Here is an 18,576-nt window from a genome sequence, read left to right as displayed (position 1 = left end):
ATCGCGTAGGCGCCACCGGTTTTGTTGTGTGTGGGCAGGCTCAGTCCGCGGTGACGACGGTCGCGTAGGTGGCGGTGAGGCCGGCGATGAACGCGGTGAGCGCCAATTCGAAACTGTCGTCATCGATTTCGTCGGCGATCGCCCGCAGCAGGTGTGCCTGATTCAGGTGCGGGTAGCGGTCGCGGTAGACCTGCACGTCGTCGGCGAAGCCGCCGGCGAACGAGCCCACCGTCGATCCCATGACCAGGTAGCGGGTGGCCGCGCCGATCATGGTGGCGTAGCGCGGTGGCCAGCCCGCACCGACCAGACCGCCGTGTACGGCGTCGGCGGCGCGCAGGTTCTCGGCTCGGCGGCCCGGGCCGGTGGCCAGGTACGGCACGAAGTTCGGGTGGGTGGCCAGCGCGCCGCGATAGCTGCGCGCCCAGTCCGCGAGTGCGCGATCCCAGCTCATGGAGTCGAAGGCCGAGGTGTCGACGTGGCTCATGATGCCGGTGGCGATGTCGTCGAACAGGTCGTCCTTGTTCGGGTAGTGGCCGTAGAGCGAGGCGGCCTGCACGCCGAGTTCGGCGCCCAATTTGCGCATGGAGACTTCGGCGAGCCCGTCGCGGTCGATCAGGACCAGCGCGGCGTCGCGAATGCGCTCGCGGCTCAACAGCGGAACGCGCGGCCTCGCCATGCGGTACTTCCTCTCTCGTCGGGAATCGAACGGTATCACCGATGCCGAAAATGACTCTTGATTAACCGAACAGCGTTAGGATACGGTGCCCGAGTAAACCTAACGCCGTTTGGTTCAGGAGTGGTTCCGTGGATTTCCAGCTCACCCCCGCGCAGTCCGACCTGCGTGAACTCGCCCGAACGTGGGTGGACAAGGAAGTCGTGCCGTATGCCGCGCAGTGGGATCGCGACGAATCGGTGGACCCGGCGATCGTCGGCAAACTCGGCGCGCTCGGTTTCCTGGGCATCGGGATCGCCGAGCACTACGGTGGCTCCGGCGGCGACACCTTCGACTACTGCCTGCTGCTCGAGGAGCTCGGCCGCGGTGACAGCGCGGTGCGCGGCATCGTGTCGGTCTCGCTCGGGCTGTTCGGCAAGTCGATCGCCGCCTACGGCACCGAGGAGCAGAAGCAGCGATTCCTGCCCGGGATCTGCGCGGGTGAACAGCTCGGCTGTTTCGCGCTGACCGAACCCGGCACCGGCTCCGACGCGGCGAATCTGGACGCCCGCGCCGTCCGCGACGGGTCGGACTGGGTTCTGTCCGGCACCAAGATCTTCATCACCAACGGGACCTGGGCCGATCACGCGCTGGTGTTCGCGCGGACCGGCGGGCCCGGCCCCAAGGGGGTCACCGCGTTCGTGGTGCCGACGGACGCGGCGGGCTTCGGCCGGACCGAGATCAAGGGCAAGCTCGGGCTGCGCGGCCAGGCCACCGCCGAATTCGTCCTCGATCGCGTCCGGGTGCCCGACGCGCTGCGCCTCGGCGAGGAGGGGCAGGGCTTCCGGATCGCGATGTCCGCGCTCGACAAGGGCCGCATCGGGGTCGCGTCCGGGTGCGTCGGCGTGGCCCGGGCCTGCCTCGAAGCCGCGGTGCGTTATGCCGGTGAGCGCGAACAGTTCGGCAAGCCGATCGCCGGTTACCAGCTGGTCCAGGAGCTGCTGTCCGATATCGCCGTCGCGACCGACGCCGCCCGGCTCCTCGCCTGGCGCGCGGCCGATCTCGCCGACCGCGGGCAAGCCTTCGGCACCGCCGCGTCGATGGCGAAGCTGTTCGCCTCCGAAGCCGCGGTCTCGGCCGCCAACAACGCGATCCAGGTGTTCGGCGGCTACGGCTACATCGACGAATACCCCGTCGCCAAGTATCTGCGTGACGCGCGCGTACTGACTCTCTACGAGGGCACCACCCAGATCCAGAAACTGCTCATCGGGCGCGCCCTCACCGGCGTGAACGCCATTGTCTGACACAGGAGTACGACCCATGACCCACAGAACAGCCTTCGTCACCGGGGCGGCTCGCGGCATCGGCGCGGCGACCGCCGCCCGACTGGCCGACGACGGATTCGCCGTGGCCGTCGTCGATCTCGACACCGACGCTGCCGTGCTGGCCGCCGGGAAGATCAACGCCGCAGGCGGCACCGCGATCGGCCTCGGTTGCGACGTCGCCGACGAGGCGCAGGTGGCCGACGCCGTCGCGCGTACCGTGGCCGATCTCGGCTCGCTCGACGTGCTGGTGAACAACGCGGGCGTGCTGCGCGACAACCTGCTGTTCAAGATGTCGGTCGAGGACTGGGACACCGTCATGGCGGTGCACCTGCGCGGCGCGTTCCTGTGCAGCAAGGCCGCGCAGAAGCACATGGTGGACAACGGTGGCGGCGCCATCGTCAACACCTCGAGCGTCTCGGCGCTCGGCAATCGCGGTCAGGCCAACTACGCGGCGGCCAAAGCGGGCATCCAGGGCCTGACCCGCACCCTCGCCATGGAACTCGGCCCGTTCGGGATTCGCGTCAACGCGGTCGCCCCCGGCTTCATCGCCACCGAGATGACCGCGGCCACCGCGGCGCGGATGGGCGTGAGTGCCGAGGATTTGCAGGCGAAGACCGCCGAGATCACCCCGCTGCGACGGGTCGGCGTGCCCGCCGACATCGCGAACGTGGTGGCGTTCCTCGCCTCCGACGACGCCGGTTTCGTCACCGGACAGACCGTGTACGTCGACGGCGGACGCCGTCTCTAGATTGCGGAGAAACCCCATGCAGAGAACAGTATTCACCGACGAGCACGCAGCATTCCGCAAGACCGTGCGGGCGTTCATCGAATCGAAGGTCTCACCGGTCTACGACCAGTGGTACGAGGCGGGCATCGTGCCGCGCGAGTTCTACGCCGAGCTGGCCGGCCTCGGGGTGTTCGGGATCGAGGTGCCCGAGCAGTACGGAGGCGCCGGCATCGAATCGTTCAAGTTCCAGGCGATCCTGCTGGAGGAGACCACCCGCGCCGGTGTGTCTTTCGGCGGCTCCGGCGTGCACGTGGGCCTGTGTCTGCCGTATCTGAAGAACCTCGCGACCGACGAACAGAAGCAGCGCTGGCTGCCGGGATTCGTCTCGGGTGAGATCATGTTCGCGATCGCGATGACCGAGCCCGGCACCGGATCCGACCTCGCCGGAATGCGCACCACCGCACAGCTGTCCGAGGACGGCACGCACTATGTGCTCAACGGGTCGAAGACCTTCATCACCGGCGGTGTGCACGCCGACCGGGTGATCGTCTGCGCGCGGACCGCTCCGCCGTCGGAAACGGATCGCCGCCACGGGATCTCGCTGCTCGTGGTCGATACGAAGTCGCCGGGGTACGCGGTGGGACGCAAGCTGGACAAGCTGGGTCTGAAGGTCTCCGACACCGCCGAGCTGTCCTTCACCGACGTGCGGGTTCCGGTGTCGGACCTGCTGGGGGAGGCGAACAAGGGGTTCAGCTACCTGGGCCGGAATCTGCCGCAGGAACGGCTCTCGATCGCCCTCGGCGCCTATGCCCAGGCCAGGGCGGCGATCCGGTTCACTCTCGAGTACACCAGGGGCCGTGACGTTTTCGGCAGGCCGGTCGCGCAGTTCCAGAACACCAAGTTCGAACTGGCCGCTTGCCAGGCCGAGGTCGATGCCGCCGAGGCGGTCGTCGACCGGGCGCTGGAGGCCCTCGACCGCGAGGAACTCACGGCCGCCGACGCGGCCTCGGCCAAACTGTTCTGCTCCGAGGTGGCCTCGCGAGTGATCGACCGCTGCCTGCAACTGCACGGCGGCTACGGCTACATCAACGAGTACCCGGTGGCCCGCCTGTACGCCGACAACCGGGTCAACCGGATCTACGGTGGCACCAGCGAGGTGATGAAGATGATCATCGCCAAGGACATGGGCTTGTGACCGGCACCGCGTATCCGGTCGACGGCGTGCGGACGCCGTTCGGCCGGTACGGGGGCGCGCCGGCCGAGGTTCAACCCGATGACCTTGCCGCACAAGCGATCACGGCCCTGGTGCAGCGGCTGCCGAGCATGGATTTCGGTGCAGTCGACGATGTGGCGCGGTTGTCGTCGATCGTGACGAGCATCCGTGACCGGTGCGGTGTTCGCCCCCGGTTGCCATCGCATCCAGCCCCGCCTTGTGCGGTGGCCACTGCTTTCCGCCAACGTTGTCGTTAGGAACCACCCGTGAACGCCACACTTTCCCTGGCGAGCATTCTCGCCGAACCCGCCCGCCGCCGCCCGCATCACCTCGCGCTGATCGAGGGTGAGCACCGCATCACCTTCGCCGATCTGTGGCGTGAAGCCCGCGAACAGGCCGGCGCCCTGATCGCGCACGGTGTGCAACCCGGCGACCGGGTAGCGCTGCTGTGTCCCAATACCGTCGATTTCCCGCGCGCCTATTTCGCCATCCTCGCCGCGGGCGCGACGGTGGTGCCCGTCCATCTGCTGCTCACCGCGCCGGAGATGGAATACGTGCTGCGTGACAGCGGTGCCTCGCTGCTGATCTGTCATCCGATGGTCGCGGCGACCGGGAGCGAAGCGGCGAGGAACGTGGGCATCGATGCGGTGGCGCCCGAAGAGCTTGCCGGCACGGCGATCTCGAACTTCGTCTCGCGTGGCCCGCTCGATACGGCGGTCGTCTTCTACACCAGCGGCACCACCGGCACGCCCAAGGGCGCCGAGCTCAGCCATCTCAACATGGTGATGTGCGCGACGGTGAACACCTTCGACGCCAACGAGATCCACCGCGACGACATCGCCCTCGGCGCGCTGCCGCTGTTCCACGTGTTCGGGCAGACGGTATCGATGAATTCGCAGTGGCGGGTGGGCGGCACCCTGGTGCTGATGCCGAGATTCGACGCGGCCGCGGCGGTGTCGCTGATGGCGGCCGAGCGGGTCAACCTGTTCCACGGCGTGCCCACCATGTATCTGTCGTTGATCGAAGCGGCGGGTTCGGCGCCGGTACTGCCCGAGCTGAAACTCTGTATCAGCGGTGGCGCAGCGCTGCCCGTCGCCGTGCTCGAGGAATTCGAGCGGGTCTTCCACGCGCCGGTCCTCGAGGGCTATGGCCTGTCGGAGACCTCGCCGACCGCCGCGGTGAACCAGCCGTGCTTCGGTACCGAGGCCGGCACCGTCGGACATCCGGTGTGGGGCGTCGACGTGGAGATCGCCGATCCCGCGATCGCCGATCGCATCGAACTGCTGCCGGTCGGCGACGTGGGCGAGGTGGTGGTGCGCGGGCACAACGTGTTCAGCGGCTACACCGGCAGGCCGGAAGCTACCGCCGCGGCCGTGGTCGACGGCTGGTTCCGGACCGGTGACCTCGGCACGAGGGACGACACCGGTCGGGTGCGCATCGTCGACCGGATCAAGGAGATGATCCTGCGCGGCGGATTCAATGTGTATCCGACCGAGGTCGAAGCGGCCCTGATGCGGCACCCGCAGATCGCGCAGGTGGCGGTGATCGGTGTGCCCGACCCCCATTACGGTGAGGAGGTCGTGGCGGTCGTCGTGCCCGAGGGCGCGCTGACCGAGCGGGAAGTGATCGACTTCGCCAAGCAGCAGGTCGCGAAGTACAAGTACCCGCGCCGCGTCGAATTCGTGACCGAGCTACCCCTCGGCCCCACCCATAAAGTTCTCAAACGCGCACTGCGCCAACGTTTCGGAGGAACGGCATGACCACGGATTTCGCTGATGTCGACGCGCTGCGGGCGGCGGTCGGCACCGAACTCGGCCCCAGCGACTGGATCACCGTCGACCAGCGTCGCATCGACCTGTTCGCCGAGGCCACCGACGATCACCAGTGGATCCACGTCGACGCTGAGCGCGCCGCCGCGGGCCCCTACGGCACCACCATCGCCCACGGCTTCCTCACCCTGTCGCTGATCGTGCCGATGACCCAGCAGATCATGACCGTCAGCGCGGCGAAGGCAGGCATCAACTACGGCCTCGACCGAGTCCGCTTCCTCACTCCCGTCCCGGTCGACAGCCGTATTCGCGCCCACCTCACGCTCACCGAGGTCACCGAGGTCACCGGCGGCGTCCAAGTCCACCGTCACGTCACCGTCGAGCTCGAAAACGCCGACCGCCCAGCATGCGTGGCCGACTCGATCGCCCGCTGCATGCTGTGAGATCCGGCTGTGGCGAGGGCACCCGCACTCGCCACAGCGGCCCGGTGGCCTATCGCAGTTCGCCGCTCAGGACCCAGAGGTGCCCGAAGGGGTCCTTCACCCTGCCCTGTCGCTTGCCGTAGGGACGGTTGTCGACGGGGATCACGACCTCGGCTCCGTGCTGGGCCATCCGCTGCGCTGTCGCGTCGGGATCGGCGACAGTGAGCACGAGCAGTACCGGCGAGCCACCCACCGATTCCGGGTCGGCCCACCCCCACTCCTCGGCACTGTGTGCCAGCGCGAACACGACGGAGCCGAGCGTGAGTTCGGCGTGATGAACTACCGCGTCCTCGGCGACGCGCAGACTCACCTCGGCTCCGAGCGCCTGGGTGTAGAAGGTGATCGCGGCGTCCGCGTCGGAGACCAGCAGCTTCGGGACCAGTTGGCTGTTCATGTTTCCCATGGTCGTGGAGCAGGGCGTTGCCTGCCTTGTAGATTTCGGCCCTCTTCCGCGAGCCAGTCGGTCGGCGTGGTGTTCATGAGGTCGCGGAACTCGCGCACGAGGTGGCTCTGATCGTGGTAGCCCGACTCGGCCGCCACCTGGGCCCAGGACGTTGCGCCCGTGCCTGCGCGGTGAACCGCGCACTCGAGGCGGGCCACGCGGGAGGCGAATTTCGGGGTGACCCCCAGCGAGCGTCGCATCACCTCGCGCAGACGCCGGGCGCTCAGGTGTACGTGGTCGGCGAGATCGTCGACCGACGCCGTTCCACCACCGGCTCTGATCAGATCCAGCGCGCGCAGGGCGTGGTCGGCGGTGGTGTCGTACCCGGCCCGGTTCAGCTGGTCGAGCAGCCGAATGCGCAGAACAGCCTCGCGTCGAGCGGCCGGGTGCTCCGCCAACTCCTCGCACATCGAACGCACCCACGGCAGTACGGCGTCGGCGATCACGCCGCCCGCGTCCACCTCACTCAGCGGCATGCCGATCAGGCGGCGCAGGGCCGACGCCGACAACTCGACGTAAGCCGTCGGCTGCCGCGGCAGCAGGGTGGTGACCGGCGTCGCGAGCCCCGGCCGCATCAAGCCGGCCACGACAGCCTGCGTGCGCAAGGTCTGTCCGCCGTAGTCGACCTCGAGCGGAGCCCCGAGACCGACAACGAGTCGAGCCGACAAGGTGGGGACGGCCCGATGTGCCCGAGCGGGGCCGACGTGCTCGCTGATCGACACCACGCCGATGCCCGCGGCACGGCATGCCGGACGGAGGTTCACCCTCGCATTCTCGCACCCGTGGGCGTCGGCTACCCGTCGGCGAGATAGCGCTCGACCGTGTCGACCTTGCTGTGCAGCGCGTCGGTGACCCCGGGTCGGATATCGGCCTTGAGGACCAGGCTGCAGCGGGGTGCGGTGACCAGGATGGCGTCGGTGGCGGCTTTGATCACTGCCATCACCTCGTCCCATTCGCCCTCGAGGGTGGTGAACATCGCGTCGGTGCGGTTCGGCAGGCCGGAAGCGCGGACCACCCGGACGGCCGCGGCGACCGCTTCGCCGACCGAGCCGTCGTGGTGGGCGGAACCGCTGGGCGCAACGGAGAAGGCGACGAGCATCGTGATCCTTTCGGCGGGTGGGTCCCATGGTCGCGGGACCGTGGCCCAAGTGTGCGCCGACGCGCGGGGGAGCGGGCGCGACCATTACCCTCTATCGAGTGGCGATATCCAAGGTCGAGCGGCTGATGAATCTGGTCATCGCGCTGCTGTCGACCAGGCAGTTCCTGAGCGCGGAACGTATTCGCGCCAGCGTGGCCGGTTACGAGGACTCCGCGACCGACGAGGCGTTCAGCCGGATGTTCGAGCGCGACAAGAACGAACTGCGCGATCTGGGCATCCCGTTGGAAGTCGGTCCGGTGGGACGGTTCTCGACACTCGAGGGATACCGGATCAACCGGGACGCCTACGAGCTGCCCGATATCGACCTGTCCAGCGAGGAAGCCGCGGCGGTCGCCGTCGCGGTGCAGATGTGGGCCTCACCGGAATTGGCGGGCGCGGCCGAGGGCGCGCTGCTGAAGCTGCGCGCGGCCGGGGTCACCGTCGAGACCGACAATGTCGGGGTGTCGGTGCCCGCGGTGCCCGCCCGCACCCGAGGGTCGGAGCCGGTGTTGCGGGAACTTCTCGCGGCGATCGACGCGGGGCAGGCGGTGCGATTCGGCCACCACAGCGCCGTCACCGATCCGTTCGTGACCCGCGATGTCGAACCGTGGGGGGTGGTCACCCGGCACGGGCGCTGGTATCTGGTCGGCCACGACCGCGAACGTGATGCCGTTCGCACGTTCCGGCTCTCGCGGATCGGTGGACAGGTGCGGCCATACGGTCCGGTCGACGCGGTCCACAAGCCCGCGCACACCGATCTGCGCGCGATCGTCGACCGGGTCACCGGCGACGCTCCCGTCACCGGGTCGGCCACCGTGTGGGTCGCCAAGGGTCGCGGTCGCGAATTGCGCCGCATCGGCACCGAAGTCGACACCCGTGACCTGGGCGGACGTCCCGGCTCGGTGCTCGCGGTGCCGGTCCGATCCCGCGACTGGGTGGCCCGGCTGATCACCGGCCTCGGTCCCGATGTTCTCGTTCTGGAACCACCGGAACTGCGCGCCGACGTGATGAACCGGCTACGGTCGGTACTCGACCACACGGAGGTCACGTCGTGAGTTCGCGTCTGTCCCTACGCCTTTCGCGCCTGCTGAACATGGTGCCGTACCTGCTCGCGCACCCGGGTATCAGCGCGGCCGAGGCCGCCGCCGAACTGGGTGTCACCACCAAACAGCTGATGAGCGACCTCAATCAGCTGTGGATGTGCGGATTGCCGGGCTACGGTCCCGGCGATCTGATCGACCTGTCGTTCTCCGAGGAGAGCATCGAGGTCACCTTCTCGGCCGGGATCGAACGGCCGCTACGGCTGACCTCCACCGAGGCCACCGCGCTGCTGGTGGCGCTGCGCTCGATCGTGGAGATGCCGGGCATGGTCGATCCGACCGCCGCGCACGCCGCCATCGCCAAGATCGAATCGGCGATCGCCAGCACCGACGCCGTCGTCACCGGCAAACCGGTCGATGTCCCCGTCGAGAAGCCGGTGGTCGCGACCGTGCGCGCCGCGCTCGCCGACGCGCGGGCCCTGCGCCTGGTCTACTACTCCGCCAGCCGCGACGAGGTGTCCGAACGTATCGTCGACCCGATTCGCGTGGTGCTGGTCGACAACAACAGCTACCTGCAGGCCTGGTGCAGGCAGGCCGAAGGCGTTCGCCTGTTCCGGTTCGATCGGATCGAGGACGCCACCGAACTCGACGAACCCGCTCGCGCGCCGAGCCACGCCGCCAACGACGCCGCGGCACTCGACCTGTTCCAGGACGACCCCGACGTGCCGCTGGCCCGGCTCCGGATCCGCGCCGACTACGCCTGGGTGCTCGACCAGTACCCCATGCACCGCATCGAATCGCGCGCCGACGGCAGCATCGAGGCGGGCATGCGCTTCGCCTCACCGGATTGGATGGCTCGGCTGCTGCTCGGCTTCGGCACCGGCGTCACCGTGCTCGGGCCACCTGAACTGGTGGCGGCGGTGCGCCTGCGCGCCGACGCCGCCCTGGCCGCCTACGCGGCCGCCGGACTGGTGGGGGAGACCGAACCCGCGTGAGTCAGCGAGTACTGGTCCTCGGCGCGGGCAGCGTCGGGGTTTTCATCGGCGGTCACCTGGCCGCCGCGGGCATGGAAGTGATCTTCGTCGGCCGTCAGCGGATCCTCGACGACATCGCCGAACACGGCCTGCGCCTCACCGATCTGGACGGCGGTTCGACCGAGGTGACGCCCGACCGGTTCGGCCTCGCGCTCGAGCCCGACGAACCGGAGTTGGCCGACCTGGTCCTGGTGACGGTGAAATCGGCCGACACCGCCGCCGCGGTCCGTGCCGTCGCGGGCCGATTACGCCCCGGCACGCCGGTCGTGAGCCTGCAGAACGGCATCGGCAACGCCAGTGTGATCAGAGAGATTCTGCCGACCAGCATCGCCCTGGCCGGGATGGTGATGTTCAATGTGGTGCACAGCGGTCGCGGGTGTTTCCACCGCGCCAGCGACGGCGACCTCGCGATCCAGGACGACCCGGTCGTCGACCGCTTCGCCGACCGTTTCCGGGCGGCCGGACTGCCGCTGCGCCGCCACCGCGATCTGCGTCCGGTGCAATGGGCGAAACTGCTGCTCAATCTGAACAACCCGATCAACGCGCTGTCGGGCAAGCCGCTGCGTGAGGAACTCGCCGAGCGTGACTACCGCCGCTGCCTCGCGCTGACCCAGTCCGAAGCCCTCGCCGTGATGAACACTGCGCGAATTCGGCCCGCACAGCTCACCCCCGTTCCACCCGAGTTGATGGTGCATTTGCTGCGCGTTCCCGACGCGGTCTTCCGGCGGGTGTTCGGGCGCGTGCTCGCCATCGATCCGCTCGCCCGTTCGTCGATGGCCGATGACCTCGCGCTCGGTCGGCGGACCGAAATCGCGTGGTTGTGCGGGGAAATCGTGCGCCTCGGCGACATGGTCGGGCACCCGACGCCGGTCAACCGGCGGTTGACGGAGCTGATCAGGATCGCCGAGTCCGGCGACACCGCCCGGTTCACCGGGAGCCGGTTGTTCGCCGAGCTGACCGGGGCGGCGGCGGCCGTCGCGGGTTGAACGCGTGGCGAACACCGCTGCGGCTCGGCGTCCACCACGCTCCGAACCCAGGTAGCATCGGTAATCACCACAGTCTTTGGAGGTATCTGATAATGGGCACGTTCAGCTGGACGCACCTGCTGATCATCGCGTTGCTGTTCGTTCTGCTCTTCGGCGCGAAGCGGCTTCCCGACGCGGCACGCGGTCTCGGCCGCTCGCTGCGGATCTTCAAGAGCGAGGTCGGGCAGATGCAGGCGGAGTCGTCGGCATCCGACGCACCGGCGGCCACCCCGGCCACCCCCGCGCCGCAGCAGCAGCTGTCCGCGTCGGCGCCGCAGGCACAGCCACCGGTCGTCGAACCGCAGCAGGGCCACAAAACCCTCTGACCTCGGCCATCACCCCGGAGCGGTCGTCATCGCTCCGGGGCGAAGTGCTGTCTCGTCAGAAGTTGCCGCCGAGCATCCGCCGAACCAAGGGTTAGAGGCCACCACCCACCATGCGCATTCCGTTCGATCCCCGGCGCACCAAGCGCAGGACGAATCCCGACGGCACCATGTCGTTGGTCGAGCACCTGCAGGAACTGCGCACCCGGCTGCTGCTGGCATTGGCCGCCATCGCGGTGACCACCCTGATCGGCTTCTTCTGGTACGCGCACACCCTCTTCGGGATGGAGAGCCTGGGCGAGATCCTGCGCGGCCCCTACTGTGCGCTGCCCGAATCGGCGCGCGCCAGCCTGACCCCCGACGGCGCCTGCCGACTGCTCGCCACGGGCCCCTTCGACCAGTTCATGCTCCGGTTGAAGGTCGGGTTCACCGCCGGTGTGGTGATCGCGACCCCGTTCTGGCTGTACCAGCTGTGGGCGTTCATCACCCCGGGGCTGTACGCGAAGGAACGCAAGCTCGCGGTCGGGTTCGTGGTGACCGGTTCGGTGCTGTTCGTGACGGGTGCCGTGCTCGCCTACGTGGTGGTCTCGCACGCGTTGTCGTTCCTGATGACCATCGGCGACAACGTCCAGATCACCGCGCTCAGCGGTAATCAGTACTTCGGTTTCATCATCCAGCTGCTGATCATCTTCGGCGTCAGTTTCGAGACGCCGTTGATCATCATCGGGCTGAACCTGGTCGGCGTGCTGCCCTACACCAAGCTCAAGGCGTGGCGGCGCGGGATGATCTTCGGTCTGTTCGTCTTCGCCGCGATCGTCACACCGCAGGACCCGTTCTCGATGCTGGCGCTGGCGATCGCGCTGACCGTGCTGTTCGAGTTCGCCGTGCAGTTCGCGCGGTTCAGTGACGCGCGCAAGGCCCGCCGGGAAGAGAAGGAGGGCTGGGGCACGCTCGACGACGAACAGGCCTCTCCGCTCGAGACCCCCGAGCCGGTGGCGTCCGCCGATCCGGTGAGCGAGCCGGAGAAAACCGCGCGCCCGGTGTCGGACTACTCCGATACGCTCTGAGGGGTGACCGACACTCCGGGGCTGCCCAGCGAACTGGCGAAATTCGCCGGTGAAATCTCGTTCGATCTGGACCCCTTCCAGAGCACCGCGTGCGCGGCGCTGGAAGACGGGCACAGCGTGCTCGTGTGCGCCCCGACCGGAGCGGGCAAGACGATCGTCGGTGAGTTCGCCGTGCACATGGCGCTGGCCTCGGGCGGAAAGTGCTTCTACACCACGCCGATCAAGGCGCTGTCGAATCAGAAGTTCGCCGATCTCACCGCCCGCCACGGCCGCGACAGTGTCGGCCTGCTCACCGGTGACCAGTCGATCAACCCCGGCGCGCCGGTGGTCGTGATGACCACCGAGGTGCTGCGCAACATGCTCTACGCCTCCTCGGACTCGCTGCACGGTCTGTCCTACGTGGTGATGGACGAGGTGCACTACCTGGCCGACCGGTTCCGGGGCGCGGTGTGGGAGGAAGTGATCCTGCACCTGCCACCGGATGTGCGGCTGGTGAGCCTGTCGGCGACGGTGTCCAACGCCGAGGAGTTCGGCGCCTGGATGGAAACGGTGCGCGGCGACACCGCGGTGGTGGTCGACGAGACCAGGCCGGTGCCGCTGTGGCAGCACGTGATGGTCGGCCGGCGGATGTTCGACCTGTTCGACACCAAGTCCAGCGACCGCAAGGTCGTGGTCGACGAAGACCTCGTGCGGTTCATCCGCCAGCGCGAGAGCGCCGACCGGATGCACGGGTACGGCGGTCCGCGCGGACGGGGTGGACGCGGCGGCAATTTCCGCCCGTTGCCGCGACCGGATGTCCTGGCGCGCCTCGACGAGGAAAACCTGCTGCCCGCGATCACGTTCATCTTCAGCCGCGCGGGCTGCGACGGCGCGCTGGCCCAGTGCCTGCGCGCCCGCCTCGATCTGAGCCGTCCCGGCGAGGCCGCGCAGATCGACGAGATCATCGAGAAGCACACCGGTGACCTGCCCAAGGGCGATCTGGAGGTCCTCGGCTACTGGGAGTGGCGCGAGGCGCTGCAGCGCGGTCTGGCCGCCCACCACGCCGGCATGCTGCCCGCGTTCCGGCACACCGTCGAGGAACTGTTCGTCAAGGGCCTGGTGCGCGCGGTGTTCGCCACCGAGACGCTGGCACTGGGCATCAACATGCCCGCCCGCACGGTGGTGCTCGAGCGGCTGGTGAAGTTCAACGGCGAAACCCATGCCGAGCTCACCCCCGGCGAGTACACCCAGCTCACTGGTCGTGCGGGGAGGCGCGGTATCGACGTCGAGGGTCACGCGGTGGTGCTGTGGCAGCCCGAGGTCGACACCAGTGCGGTGGCAGGCCTCGCCTCCACCCGCACCTATCCGCTGCGCAGCTCGTTCCGGCCCGGCTACAACATGTCGATCAACCTGATCGACCGGATGGGTGCCCAGGAAGCCCGAACGCTGCTCGAACGGTCGTTCGCCCAGTTCCAGGCCGACCGGTCGGTCGTGGGGCTCGTCCGTGGGATCGAACGCAACGAGGGCGCGCTGCGCAAGCTGGAGAGTCAGCTCGGCGGCGTCGACGGCGACTTCATGGAGTATCTTTCGCTGCGCGACCGGATCAAGCAGCGTGAACGCGATATCCAGCAGCAGGGGCGGGCCGACCGGCGCGGTGCCGCGGTGAAAGCGCTGATCGGGTTGCGTCGCGGCGATGTGGTGTCCATTCCCGTGGGTAAGCGTTCCGGGCTCGCGGTGATCCTCGAACCCGACCAGACGCCCGGCGATCCGCGTCCACTGGTATTGACCGAGGACCACTGGGCCGGTCGGGTGTCCGCGGCCGATTTCCCGGAGCCCGCCGAAGCGCTCGGGCGCATGGATCTGCCGCGCCGGGTCGATCATCGGACCGCGCGCATCCGCCGCGACCTGGCCTCGGCGTTGCGCGGCACCGGAATCTCGGCTCCGCGCCGTGGCAAGCGCAACGATCGTGTTCGCGGCGGCGAAGATCGTCAGCTCTCGACGCTGCGGCGCAGTCTGCGGTCCCATCCCGCGCACAATCGTCCCGATCGGGAGCAGCTGAGCCGCACCGGCGAGCGGTATTCGCGGCTCGCCCGTGAGACCGAGACGATGCGCCAGAAAGTTGCCGCTACCACGAATTCGCTGGCGCGCACGTTCGATCGGATCGTCGGGCTGCTCGAGGAACGCGGCTTCGTCGCCCACGGTGAGGTGACCGCCGACGGCAGGCGCCTGGCCCGAATCTATGCCGAGAGCGATCTCGTGGTCGCCGAGGCCCTGCGCCAGGGTCTGTGGCGCGGACTCGGCCCGGCCGAACTCGCGGCGGTGGTGTCGGCACTGGTCTACGAATCGCGCCAGGAAACCGGCCTGCTGACGCCGGCGGGACCGACCGATCCGATCCGCCGTGCGGTCGCGGCCACCATCGAAGTGTGGTCGGATCTGCGCTCCGACGAGGTGCGACACAAACTTCCGCCCACCCGCGAACCCGATCTGGGGTTCGTCACCGGGGTCTACAAGTGGGCGCGCGGTGATGCGTTGGCCGAGGCGTTGCTGGCCAGCGGCGACCAGGGTACGACGATGTCGGCGGGCGATTTCGTGCGGTGGTGCAGGCAGGTGATCGACCTGCTCGATCAGATCCACAACACCGCCGACGACCCCGAGATCGCGTCCACCGCCGCCAAGGCGGTGCGTGCGGTACGGCGGGGTGTCGTCGCGGTGGACGCCGCGTAGTCGGCACGTCTGTGATTTGATTTCTTCGCGTACCGACCGTGAGGCGGATGTCGTGCGAATGCGGCAGGCCCGGCGCGGGGGGCTACCGTATGGACTAATGATGCGAGTGGAGGCGAGTGGATGAGCGGCCCTTACGGACCGAACAACCCCGGGGAGGGGAACAACGATCCCACCCAGCACTGGGGGGGTCAGCAGGGGGCCGGTGGCGCCGGTCCCACCCAGCACTGGGGTGGCGGGCAGCAGCCGCCACAACAGGGCGCCCAGCCCACCCAGCAGTGGAAAGACCCGAACGCGCAGCAGCCACAGCAGCAGTGGGGACAACAGCCCCAGCAGCCGCAGCAGCCATGGGGCCAGCAGCCGCAGCAGCCGACCGGGCCGCAGCAGCAGTGGGGCCAGACCCAGCCGCCGCCGCAGGACTGGAACAACCAGGCCGCCAACGCACAGCAGCAGTGGGGTCAGCCCGCGCCGCAGCAGCAGTGGGGCCAGCAGCCCGCCCCGCAACAGCAGTGGGGCCAGCAGCCGTCCTCCGGTGGTAAGAGCAAGGGCCTGATCATCGGGCTCATCGCCGCGGGTGTGCTCGTGGTCGCCGCCGTGATCGGTCTGATCCTGGTCGTGTTCTCCTCGGACGAACTCGACAACGCGGCCGTGCAGGACGGTGTCTCGCGCGTGCTGAAGGACTCCTACGGCATCGCCGACGTCTCCGATGTCAGCTGCCCCTCCGGCCAGGCGGTGGAGGTCGACGCGACCTTCACCTGTGAGCTGAAGGTCAGTGGCGAGGCGAAGAAGGTCACCGTCAAGATCACCAAGGAAGACGGCACCTACGAGGTCGGCCGCCCCAACTAGGCGCTCGCACTGTGTTTTCCGGGCCGTCCGCGACTACGCGGGCGGCCCGGTGTCGTTTCCGGCGGCGCAGATACGGATGGGCGGTGGCGCCGTCGCGAACTCGTCGCCGGCGGATCAGCCGGTGTGTGCCGCGGTCAGTGCGGTGACCAGGCGGGTGATCGGGCTCTCGGCGTTGTACTCGGCGGCCAGCGCGAGCAGCCGGTCGGGGTCCGCGGGGGTGGTGGGCAGGACGTCCGGACGCGACAGGATCACGTCGGCGTCGCGGACCACCCGCACGACCGGAGCGGCGACCTTCAGATAGTCCTGTGCGGCAACGAGTTTCGCGCGCACACCCTTGGCGATATCGGAATCGGGAGCGGCGACGGCGTCCATGAGCGCGTCGAGCGAGCCGAACCTCGTGATCAGCTGGGCGGCGGATTTGTCGCCGATGCCCGCCACACCGGGCAGGCCGTCGGAGGCGTCGCCGCGCAGGGTCGCCATGTCGGCGTAGGCCGGTCCCGCGTTCTGTTCGGGCACACCGTATTTCGCCGAGAGTTCCGCAGGGCCGAACAGTTCCGCTTTGGCCAGACCGCGACCGACGTAGAGCACGCGGACCGGTGGGGCGGGCTCGTCGCGCACCAGCTGCAGCAGGTCGCGGTCGCCGCTCACGACGACAACCGGGTCGGTGCGCTCCCGGCTGGCGAGGGTGCCGAGCACATCGTCGGCCTCGAGGCCTTCCGCGCCGCCGGTGGCGATGCCCGCCGCCTCGAGTACTTCGAGGATCATCTCGACCTGCGGGGTGAGCGTGTCGGGCACTTCCTCCGCGCCGGGCGCCGCGCTGGTGCTGGCGTCGAGTCGGTGCGCCTTGTAGGAGGGCACCAGGGCCACCCGGAACGGGGGCCGCCAGTCGAGGTCGAGCCCGACCACGAGCCTGCTCGGGCGATGTTTGGTGACCAGCGAGGCCACCATGTCGGTGAAGCCGCGCAGCGCGTTCACCGAGCGGCCGTCCGCGCCCCTGAGCTTGTCGGGGATCGCGTAATAGGCGCGGAACCAGAGGCTGGCGCCGTCGAGGATCAACAGGGGCCCACGGGTGCTCTCGTCAGCGGTCACCCGGTGATTGTGCCCCGAACCACCGACACCGTGGCCGTGGCCGTGCCGATGGGCTTCGGTGGCTGCCCTCGGTGCGGGGCGGGTAACGTCGGATCCTATGAGCGCGCACACGGATGCCAGGTTCGCGGCGAAGGTCTACGGTCAGCGGCTGGAGCGGGCGGTCGAGTTGATGCGCGCGGCGCATCTGGACGCCCTGCTGATCACTCCGGGCCCCGACCTGCGGTACCTGATCGGTTCGGCCGCGGAATCCTTCGAGCGGCTCACCTGCCTGGTGATCCCGGCCGACGGATCCACGCCCTCGGTGATCATCCCGAAACTCGAGCTGGCCTCGCTCGCCGATTCCGCGGCGGGCGAACTCGGCCTGCAGGTGCTCGACTGGGTCGACGGCGTCGATCCGTACCAGCTGGTCCGCTCGATTCTGCACGCCGGTTCCCGCATCGCGGTCGCCGATGCCATGCCCGCGCTGCACCTGATCCCGCTCGCCGAATCGACCACCGGTCTGCCCGCCTCGGCGACGCCGGTGCTGCGCGAGTCGCGAATGATCAAGGACGAGGCCGAGATCGACGCGCTGCGCCGGGCGGGCGCGGCCATCGACCGCGTGCACGCGCGGATGGGCGAGTTCCTGCGGGCAGGTCGCACCGAGGCCGAGGTGAGCGCCGATATCACCGCCGCGATCGTCGAGGAAGGCCATACCGAGGCGGCGTTCGTCATCGTGGGCAGTGGACCGCACGGCGCCGACCCGCACCACGAGGTCTCCGATCGCGTCATCGAGCAGGGCGATGTCGTGGTCATCGACATCGGTGGCCCCGTCGAACCCGGCTACTACTCGGACTCGACCCGCACCTATGTTCTCGGCACCCCGCGCCCGGAGATCGTCGAACAGGTAGCGGTCCTGGAGGCCGCCCAGGCCGCCGCGGTCGCGGCGGTGCGGCCGGGGGTGAGCGCGGAATCCATCGACGCCGCCGCCCGCAGCGTGCTCGCCGACGCGGGCCTCGGCGACGCCTTCATCCACCGCACGGGCCACGGCATCGGCCTGTCGGTGCACGAGGAGCCCTACATCGTGGCCGGCAACGACCTGGTGCTCGAGCCGGGGATGGCGTTCAGCATCGAGCCGGGAATCTACTTCCGCGGCGAATGGGGCGCGCGGATCGAGGACATCGTGGTCGTCACAGACGACGGTGTGGAGTCGATGAACAATCGGCCGCACGGCCTGACGGTGCTGTAAGCGGCCGAGTCCGTAGCGACAAGCGCCCGCACGGGCGCTGAGCGGGGTTTCGGAGGCTATTTCAACGTGCCCGACGACAACACCCGGCGCACCTGGATCGCGACGACCACCCGTGTCGGGTTCTCGCGGGGCACCCGGTAGCGCTCGGTGTAGCGACGCACGGCTTCGGCGACGTCGGCGCTGTCGTGGAGTACCGTCGCCGGTCCTTCGAGGGTCAGCCAGCGCGGCCCCTCGACCTGGCTCACCGCCGCGTAGCCGCTTCGTCCGGCATTGCGTGCCTTCACCGACGCGCCGTCGGTGATCACGCGAGCGATCCCGCTCTCCGGATCCCAGGTGAAGCCCACGGCGACCACGTGCGGGGTGCCGTCGGCGCGCAGCGTGGTGAGCGTGGCCAGATGCCGCTCGGTGACGAACGCGAGGGCAGCGGGGGACAGCTGTGCGGTGGCGGTCGGCATGCCGGAAACGGTAGCCGGGCCGAC

At 68.9% G+C, this 18,576-nt stretch carries 20 protein-coding genes; 14 read left to right on the top strand and 6 right to left on the bottom strand.

The window, feature by feature from the left end:
• Positions 1-40 precede the first annotated feature (40 nt).
• Positions 41-676, bottom strand: a complete 636-nt coding sequence (locus ACFQ9R_RS02185) for a TetR/AcrR family transcriptional regulator (RefSeq protein WP_378988079.1) — start codon at positions 674-676, stop codon at positions 41-43.
• A 128-nt stretch (positions 677-804) separates the two neighbouring features.
• Here ACFQ9R_RS02185 and ACFQ9R_RS02180 point away from each other — a divergent pair, with 128 nt between their 5' ends.
• From ACFQ9R_RS02180 to ACFQ9R_RS02155, 6 genes are read left to right on the top strand one after another with little or no spacing between them, the layout of a single operon-like run.
• Entirely contained in the window at positions 805-1,956 is a 1,152-nt protein-coding gene (locus ACFQ9R_RS02180) for an acyl-CoA dehydrogenase family protein (protein WP_378988076.1), read from the top strand.
• A gap of 16 nt (positions 1,957-1,972) precedes the next feature.
• A complete protein-coding gene (gene fabG / locus ACFQ9R_RS02175) occupies positions 1,973-2,725 on the top strand; it encodes a 3-oxoacyl-ACP reductase FabG (protein WP_378988073.1) in 753 nt (250 codons plus the stop codon).
• Positions 2,726-2,741: 16 nt separating this feature from the next.
• The gene (locus ACFQ9R_RS02170; RefSeq protein WP_378988070.1) at positions 2,742-3,899 is read left to right on the top strand and encodes an acyl-CoA dehydrogenase family protein; all 1,158 of its coding nucleotides are present in this window, start codon (positions 2,742-2,744) and stop codon (positions 3,897-3,899) included.
• Positions 3,896-4,174, top strand: a complete 279-nt coding sequence (locus tag ACFQ9R_RS02165; RefSeq protein WP_378988066.1) for a hypothetical protein — start codon at positions 3,896-3,898, stop codon at positions 4,172-4,174. The genes ACFQ9R_RS02170 and ACFQ9R_RS02165 overlap by 4 nt, the downstream gene beginning before the upstream one ends.
• A 9-nt stretch (positions 4,175-4,183) precedes the next feature.
• Positions 4,184-5,677 carry a long-chain fatty acid--CoA ligase gene (locus ACFQ9R_RS02160; RefSeq protein WP_378988063.1) on the top strand — a complete coding sequence of 498 codons (1,494 nt, stop codon included), beginning with the start codon at positions 4,184-4,186 and terminating at the stop codon, positions 5,675-5,677.
• Positions 5,674-6,129 (top strand): MaoC family dehydratase, encoded by a 456-nt coding sequence (locus tag ACFQ9R_RS02155; protein ID WP_378988060.1) that lies wholly within the window; start codon positions 5,674-5,676, stop codon positions 6,127-6,129. Before ACFQ9R_RS02160 ends, ACFQ9R_RS02155 begins: the two co-directional genes overlap by 4 nt.
• Before the next feature lie 49 nt (positions 6,130-6,178).
• Here ACFQ9R_RS02155 and ACFQ9R_RS02150 read toward each other — a convergent pair whose 3' ends face one another.
• The 3 genes from ACFQ9R_RS02150 to ACFQ9R_RS02140 are packed head-to-tail and all read right to left on the bottom strand — an operon-like array spanning position 6,179 to position 7,709.
• Positions 6,179-6,562 (bottom strand): VOC family protein, encoded by a 384-nt coding sequence (locus tag ACFQ9R_RS02150; protein WP_378988057.1) that lies wholly within the window; start codon positions 6,560-6,562, stop codon positions 6,179-6,181.
• Positions 6,559-7,374: a helix-turn-helix domain-containing protein gene (locus ACFQ9R_RS02145; RefSeq protein WP_378988054.1), complete on the bottom strand. Its 816-nt coding sequence runs from the start codon at positions 7,372-7,374 to the stop codon at positions 6,559-6,561. Before ACFQ9R_RS02145 ends, ACFQ9R_RS02150 begins: the two co-directional genes overlap by 4 nt.
• A 29-nt stretch (positions 7,375-7,403) precedes the next feature.
• Positions 7,404-7,709 carry an MTH1187 family thiamine-binding protein gene (locus ACFQ9R_RS02140; RefSeq protein ID WP_378627478.1) on the bottom strand — a complete coding sequence of 102 codons (306 nt, stop codon included), beginning with the start codon at positions 7,707-7,709 and terminating at the stop codon, positions 7,404-7,406.
• A 98-nt stretch (positions 7,710-7,807) separates the two neighbouring features.
• On the opposite strand from ACFQ9R_RS02140, the gene ACFQ9R_RS02135 reads away from it, so the two are divergent.
• From ACFQ9R_RS02135 to ACFQ9R_RS02105, 7 genes are all read left to right on the top strand, one after another.
• Positions 7,808-8,803, top strand: coding sequence for a helix-turn-helix transcriptional regulator (locus ACFQ9R_RS02135; RefSeq protein ID WP_378988051.1), 996 nt, complete (start codon positions 7,808-7,810; stop codon positions 8,801-8,803).
• Positions 8,800-9,783, top strand: a complete 984-nt coding sequence (locus ACFQ9R_RS02130) for a helix-turn-helix transcriptional regulator (protein WP_378988048.1) — start codon at positions 8,800-8,802, stop codon at positions 9,781-9,783. The genes ACFQ9R_RS02135 and ACFQ9R_RS02130 overlap by 4 nt, the downstream gene beginning before the upstream one ends.
• Positions 9,780-10,808: a 2-dehydropantoate 2-reductase gene (locus ACFQ9R_RS02125; protein ID WP_378988045.1), complete on the top strand. Its 1,029-nt coding sequence runs from the start codon at positions 9,780-9,782 to the stop codon at positions 10,806-10,808. Before ACFQ9R_RS02130 ends, ACFQ9R_RS02125 begins: the two co-directional genes overlap by 4 nt.
• 92 nt (positions 10,809-10,900) lie before the next feature.
• A complete protein-coding gene (gene tatA / locus ACFQ9R_RS02120) occupies positions 10,901-11,173 on the top strand; it encodes a Sec-independent protein translocase subunit TatA (RefSeq protein WP_378988042.1) in 273 nt (90 codons plus the stop codon).
• Between the two features lie 110 nt (positions 11,174-11,283).
• Positions 11,284-12,237 (top strand): twin-arginine translocase subunit TatC, encoded by a 954-nt coding sequence (gene tatC, locus ACFQ9R_RS02115; protein WP_378627485.1) that lies wholly within the window; start codon positions 11,284-11,286, stop codon positions 12,235-12,237.
• Between the two features lie 3 nt (positions 12,238-12,240).
• The gene (locus tag ACFQ9R_RS02110) at positions 12,241-14,940 is read left to right on the top strand and encodes a DEAD/DEAH box helicase (RefSeq protein ID WP_378988039.1); all 2,700 of its coding nucleotides are present in this window, start codon (positions 12,241-12,243) and stop codon (positions 14,938-14,940) included.
• A 120-nt stretch (positions 14,941-15,060) separates the two neighbouring features.
• A complete protein-coding gene (locus tag ACFQ9R_RS02105; RefSeq protein ID WP_378988037.1) occupies positions 15,061-15,783 on the top strand; it encodes a DUF4333 domain-containing protein in 723 nt (240 codons plus the stop codon).
• 114 nt (positions 15,784-15,897) lie between these two features.
• Here the strand turns inward: ACFQ9R_RS02105 and ACFQ9R_RS02100 are convergent, their stop codons facing one another.
• Positions 15,898-16,872 carry a 5'-3' exonuclease H3TH domain-containing protein gene (locus ACFQ9R_RS02100; RefSeq protein WP_378988034.1) on the bottom strand — a complete coding sequence of 325 codons (975 nt, stop codon included), beginning with the start codon at positions 16,870-16,872 and terminating at the stop codon, positions 15,898-15,900.
• Between the two features lie 97 nt (positions 16,873-16,969).
• Between ACFQ9R_RS02100 and ACFQ9R_RS02095 the strand changes: the two genes are divergently transcribed.
• The gene (locus ACFQ9R_RS02095) at positions 16,970-18,097 is read left to right on the top strand and encodes a M24 family metallopeptidase (RefSeq protein ID WP_378988032.1); all 1,128 of its coding nucleotides are present in this window, start codon (positions 16,970-16,972) and stop codon (positions 18,095-18,097) included.
• 56 nt (positions 18,098-18,153) lie between these two features.
• Here the strand turns inward: ACFQ9R_RS02095 and ACFQ9R_RS02090 are convergent, their stop codons facing one another.
• Positions 18,154-18,552 carry a TIGR03618 family F420-dependent PPOX class oxidoreductase gene (locus ACFQ9R_RS02090; protein ID WP_378988029.1) on the bottom strand — a complete coding sequence of 133 codons (399 nt, stop codon included), beginning with the start codon at positions 18,550-18,552 and terminating at the stop codon, positions 18,154-18,156.
• Positions 18,553-18,576: the final 24 nt, after the last annotated feature.

This window comes from Nocardia sp. NPDC056541 (assembly GCF_042794235.1).
GTDB lineage: Bacteria > Actinomycetota > Actinomycetes > Mycobacteriales > Mycobacteriaceae > Nocardia.
The sequence above is the reverse complement of the archived record's forward strand: the minus strand, read 5'-3'. Positions and strand labels throughout refer to the sequence as shown.

Coding starts and splice junctions, on each gene's coding strand:
- ACFQ9R_RS02140 (WP_378627478.1), bottom strand. CDS start 7,709: ATGCTCGTCGCCTTCTCCGTTGCGCCCAGCGGTTCCGCCCACCACGAC.
- ACFQ9R_RS02095 (WP_378988032.1), top strand. CDS start 16,970: ATGAGCGCGCACACGGATGCCAGGTTCGCGGCGAAGGTCTACGGTCAG.
- tatA (WP_378988042.1), top strand. CDS start 10,901: ATGGGCACGTTCAGCTGGACGCACCTGCTGATCATCGCGTTGCTGTTC.
- ACFQ9R_RS02185 (WP_378988079.1), bottom strand. CDS start 676: ATGGCGAGGCCGCGCGTTCCGCTGTTGAGCCGCGAGCGCATTCGCGAC.
- tatC (WP_378627485.1), top strand. CDS start 11,284: ATGCGCATTCCGTTCGATCCCCGGCGCACCAAGCGCAGGACGAATCCC.
- ACFQ9R_RS02170 (WP_378988070.1), top strand. CDS start 2,742: ATGCAGAGAACAGTATTCACCGACGAGCACGCAGCATTCCGCAAGACC.
- ACFQ9R_RS02105 (WP_378988037.1), top strand. CDS start 15,061: ATGAGCGGCCCTTACGGACCGAACAACCCCGGGGAGGGGAACAACGAT.
- ACFQ9R_RS02090 (WP_378988029.1), bottom strand. CDS start 18,552: ATGCCGACCGCCACCGCACAGCTGTCCCCCGCTGCCCTCGCGTTCGTC.
- ACFQ9R_RS02155 (WP_378988060.1), top strand. CDS start 5,674: ATGACCACGGATTTCGCTGATGTCGACGCGCTGCGGGCGGCGGTCGGC.
- fabG (WP_378988073.1), top strand. CDS start 1,973: ATGACCCACAGAACAGCCTTCGTCACCGGGGCGGCTCGCGGCATCGGC.
- ACFQ9R_RS02150 (WP_378988057.1), bottom strand. CDS start 6,562: ATGAACAGCCAACTGGTCCCGAAGCTGCTGGTCTCCGACGCGGACGCC.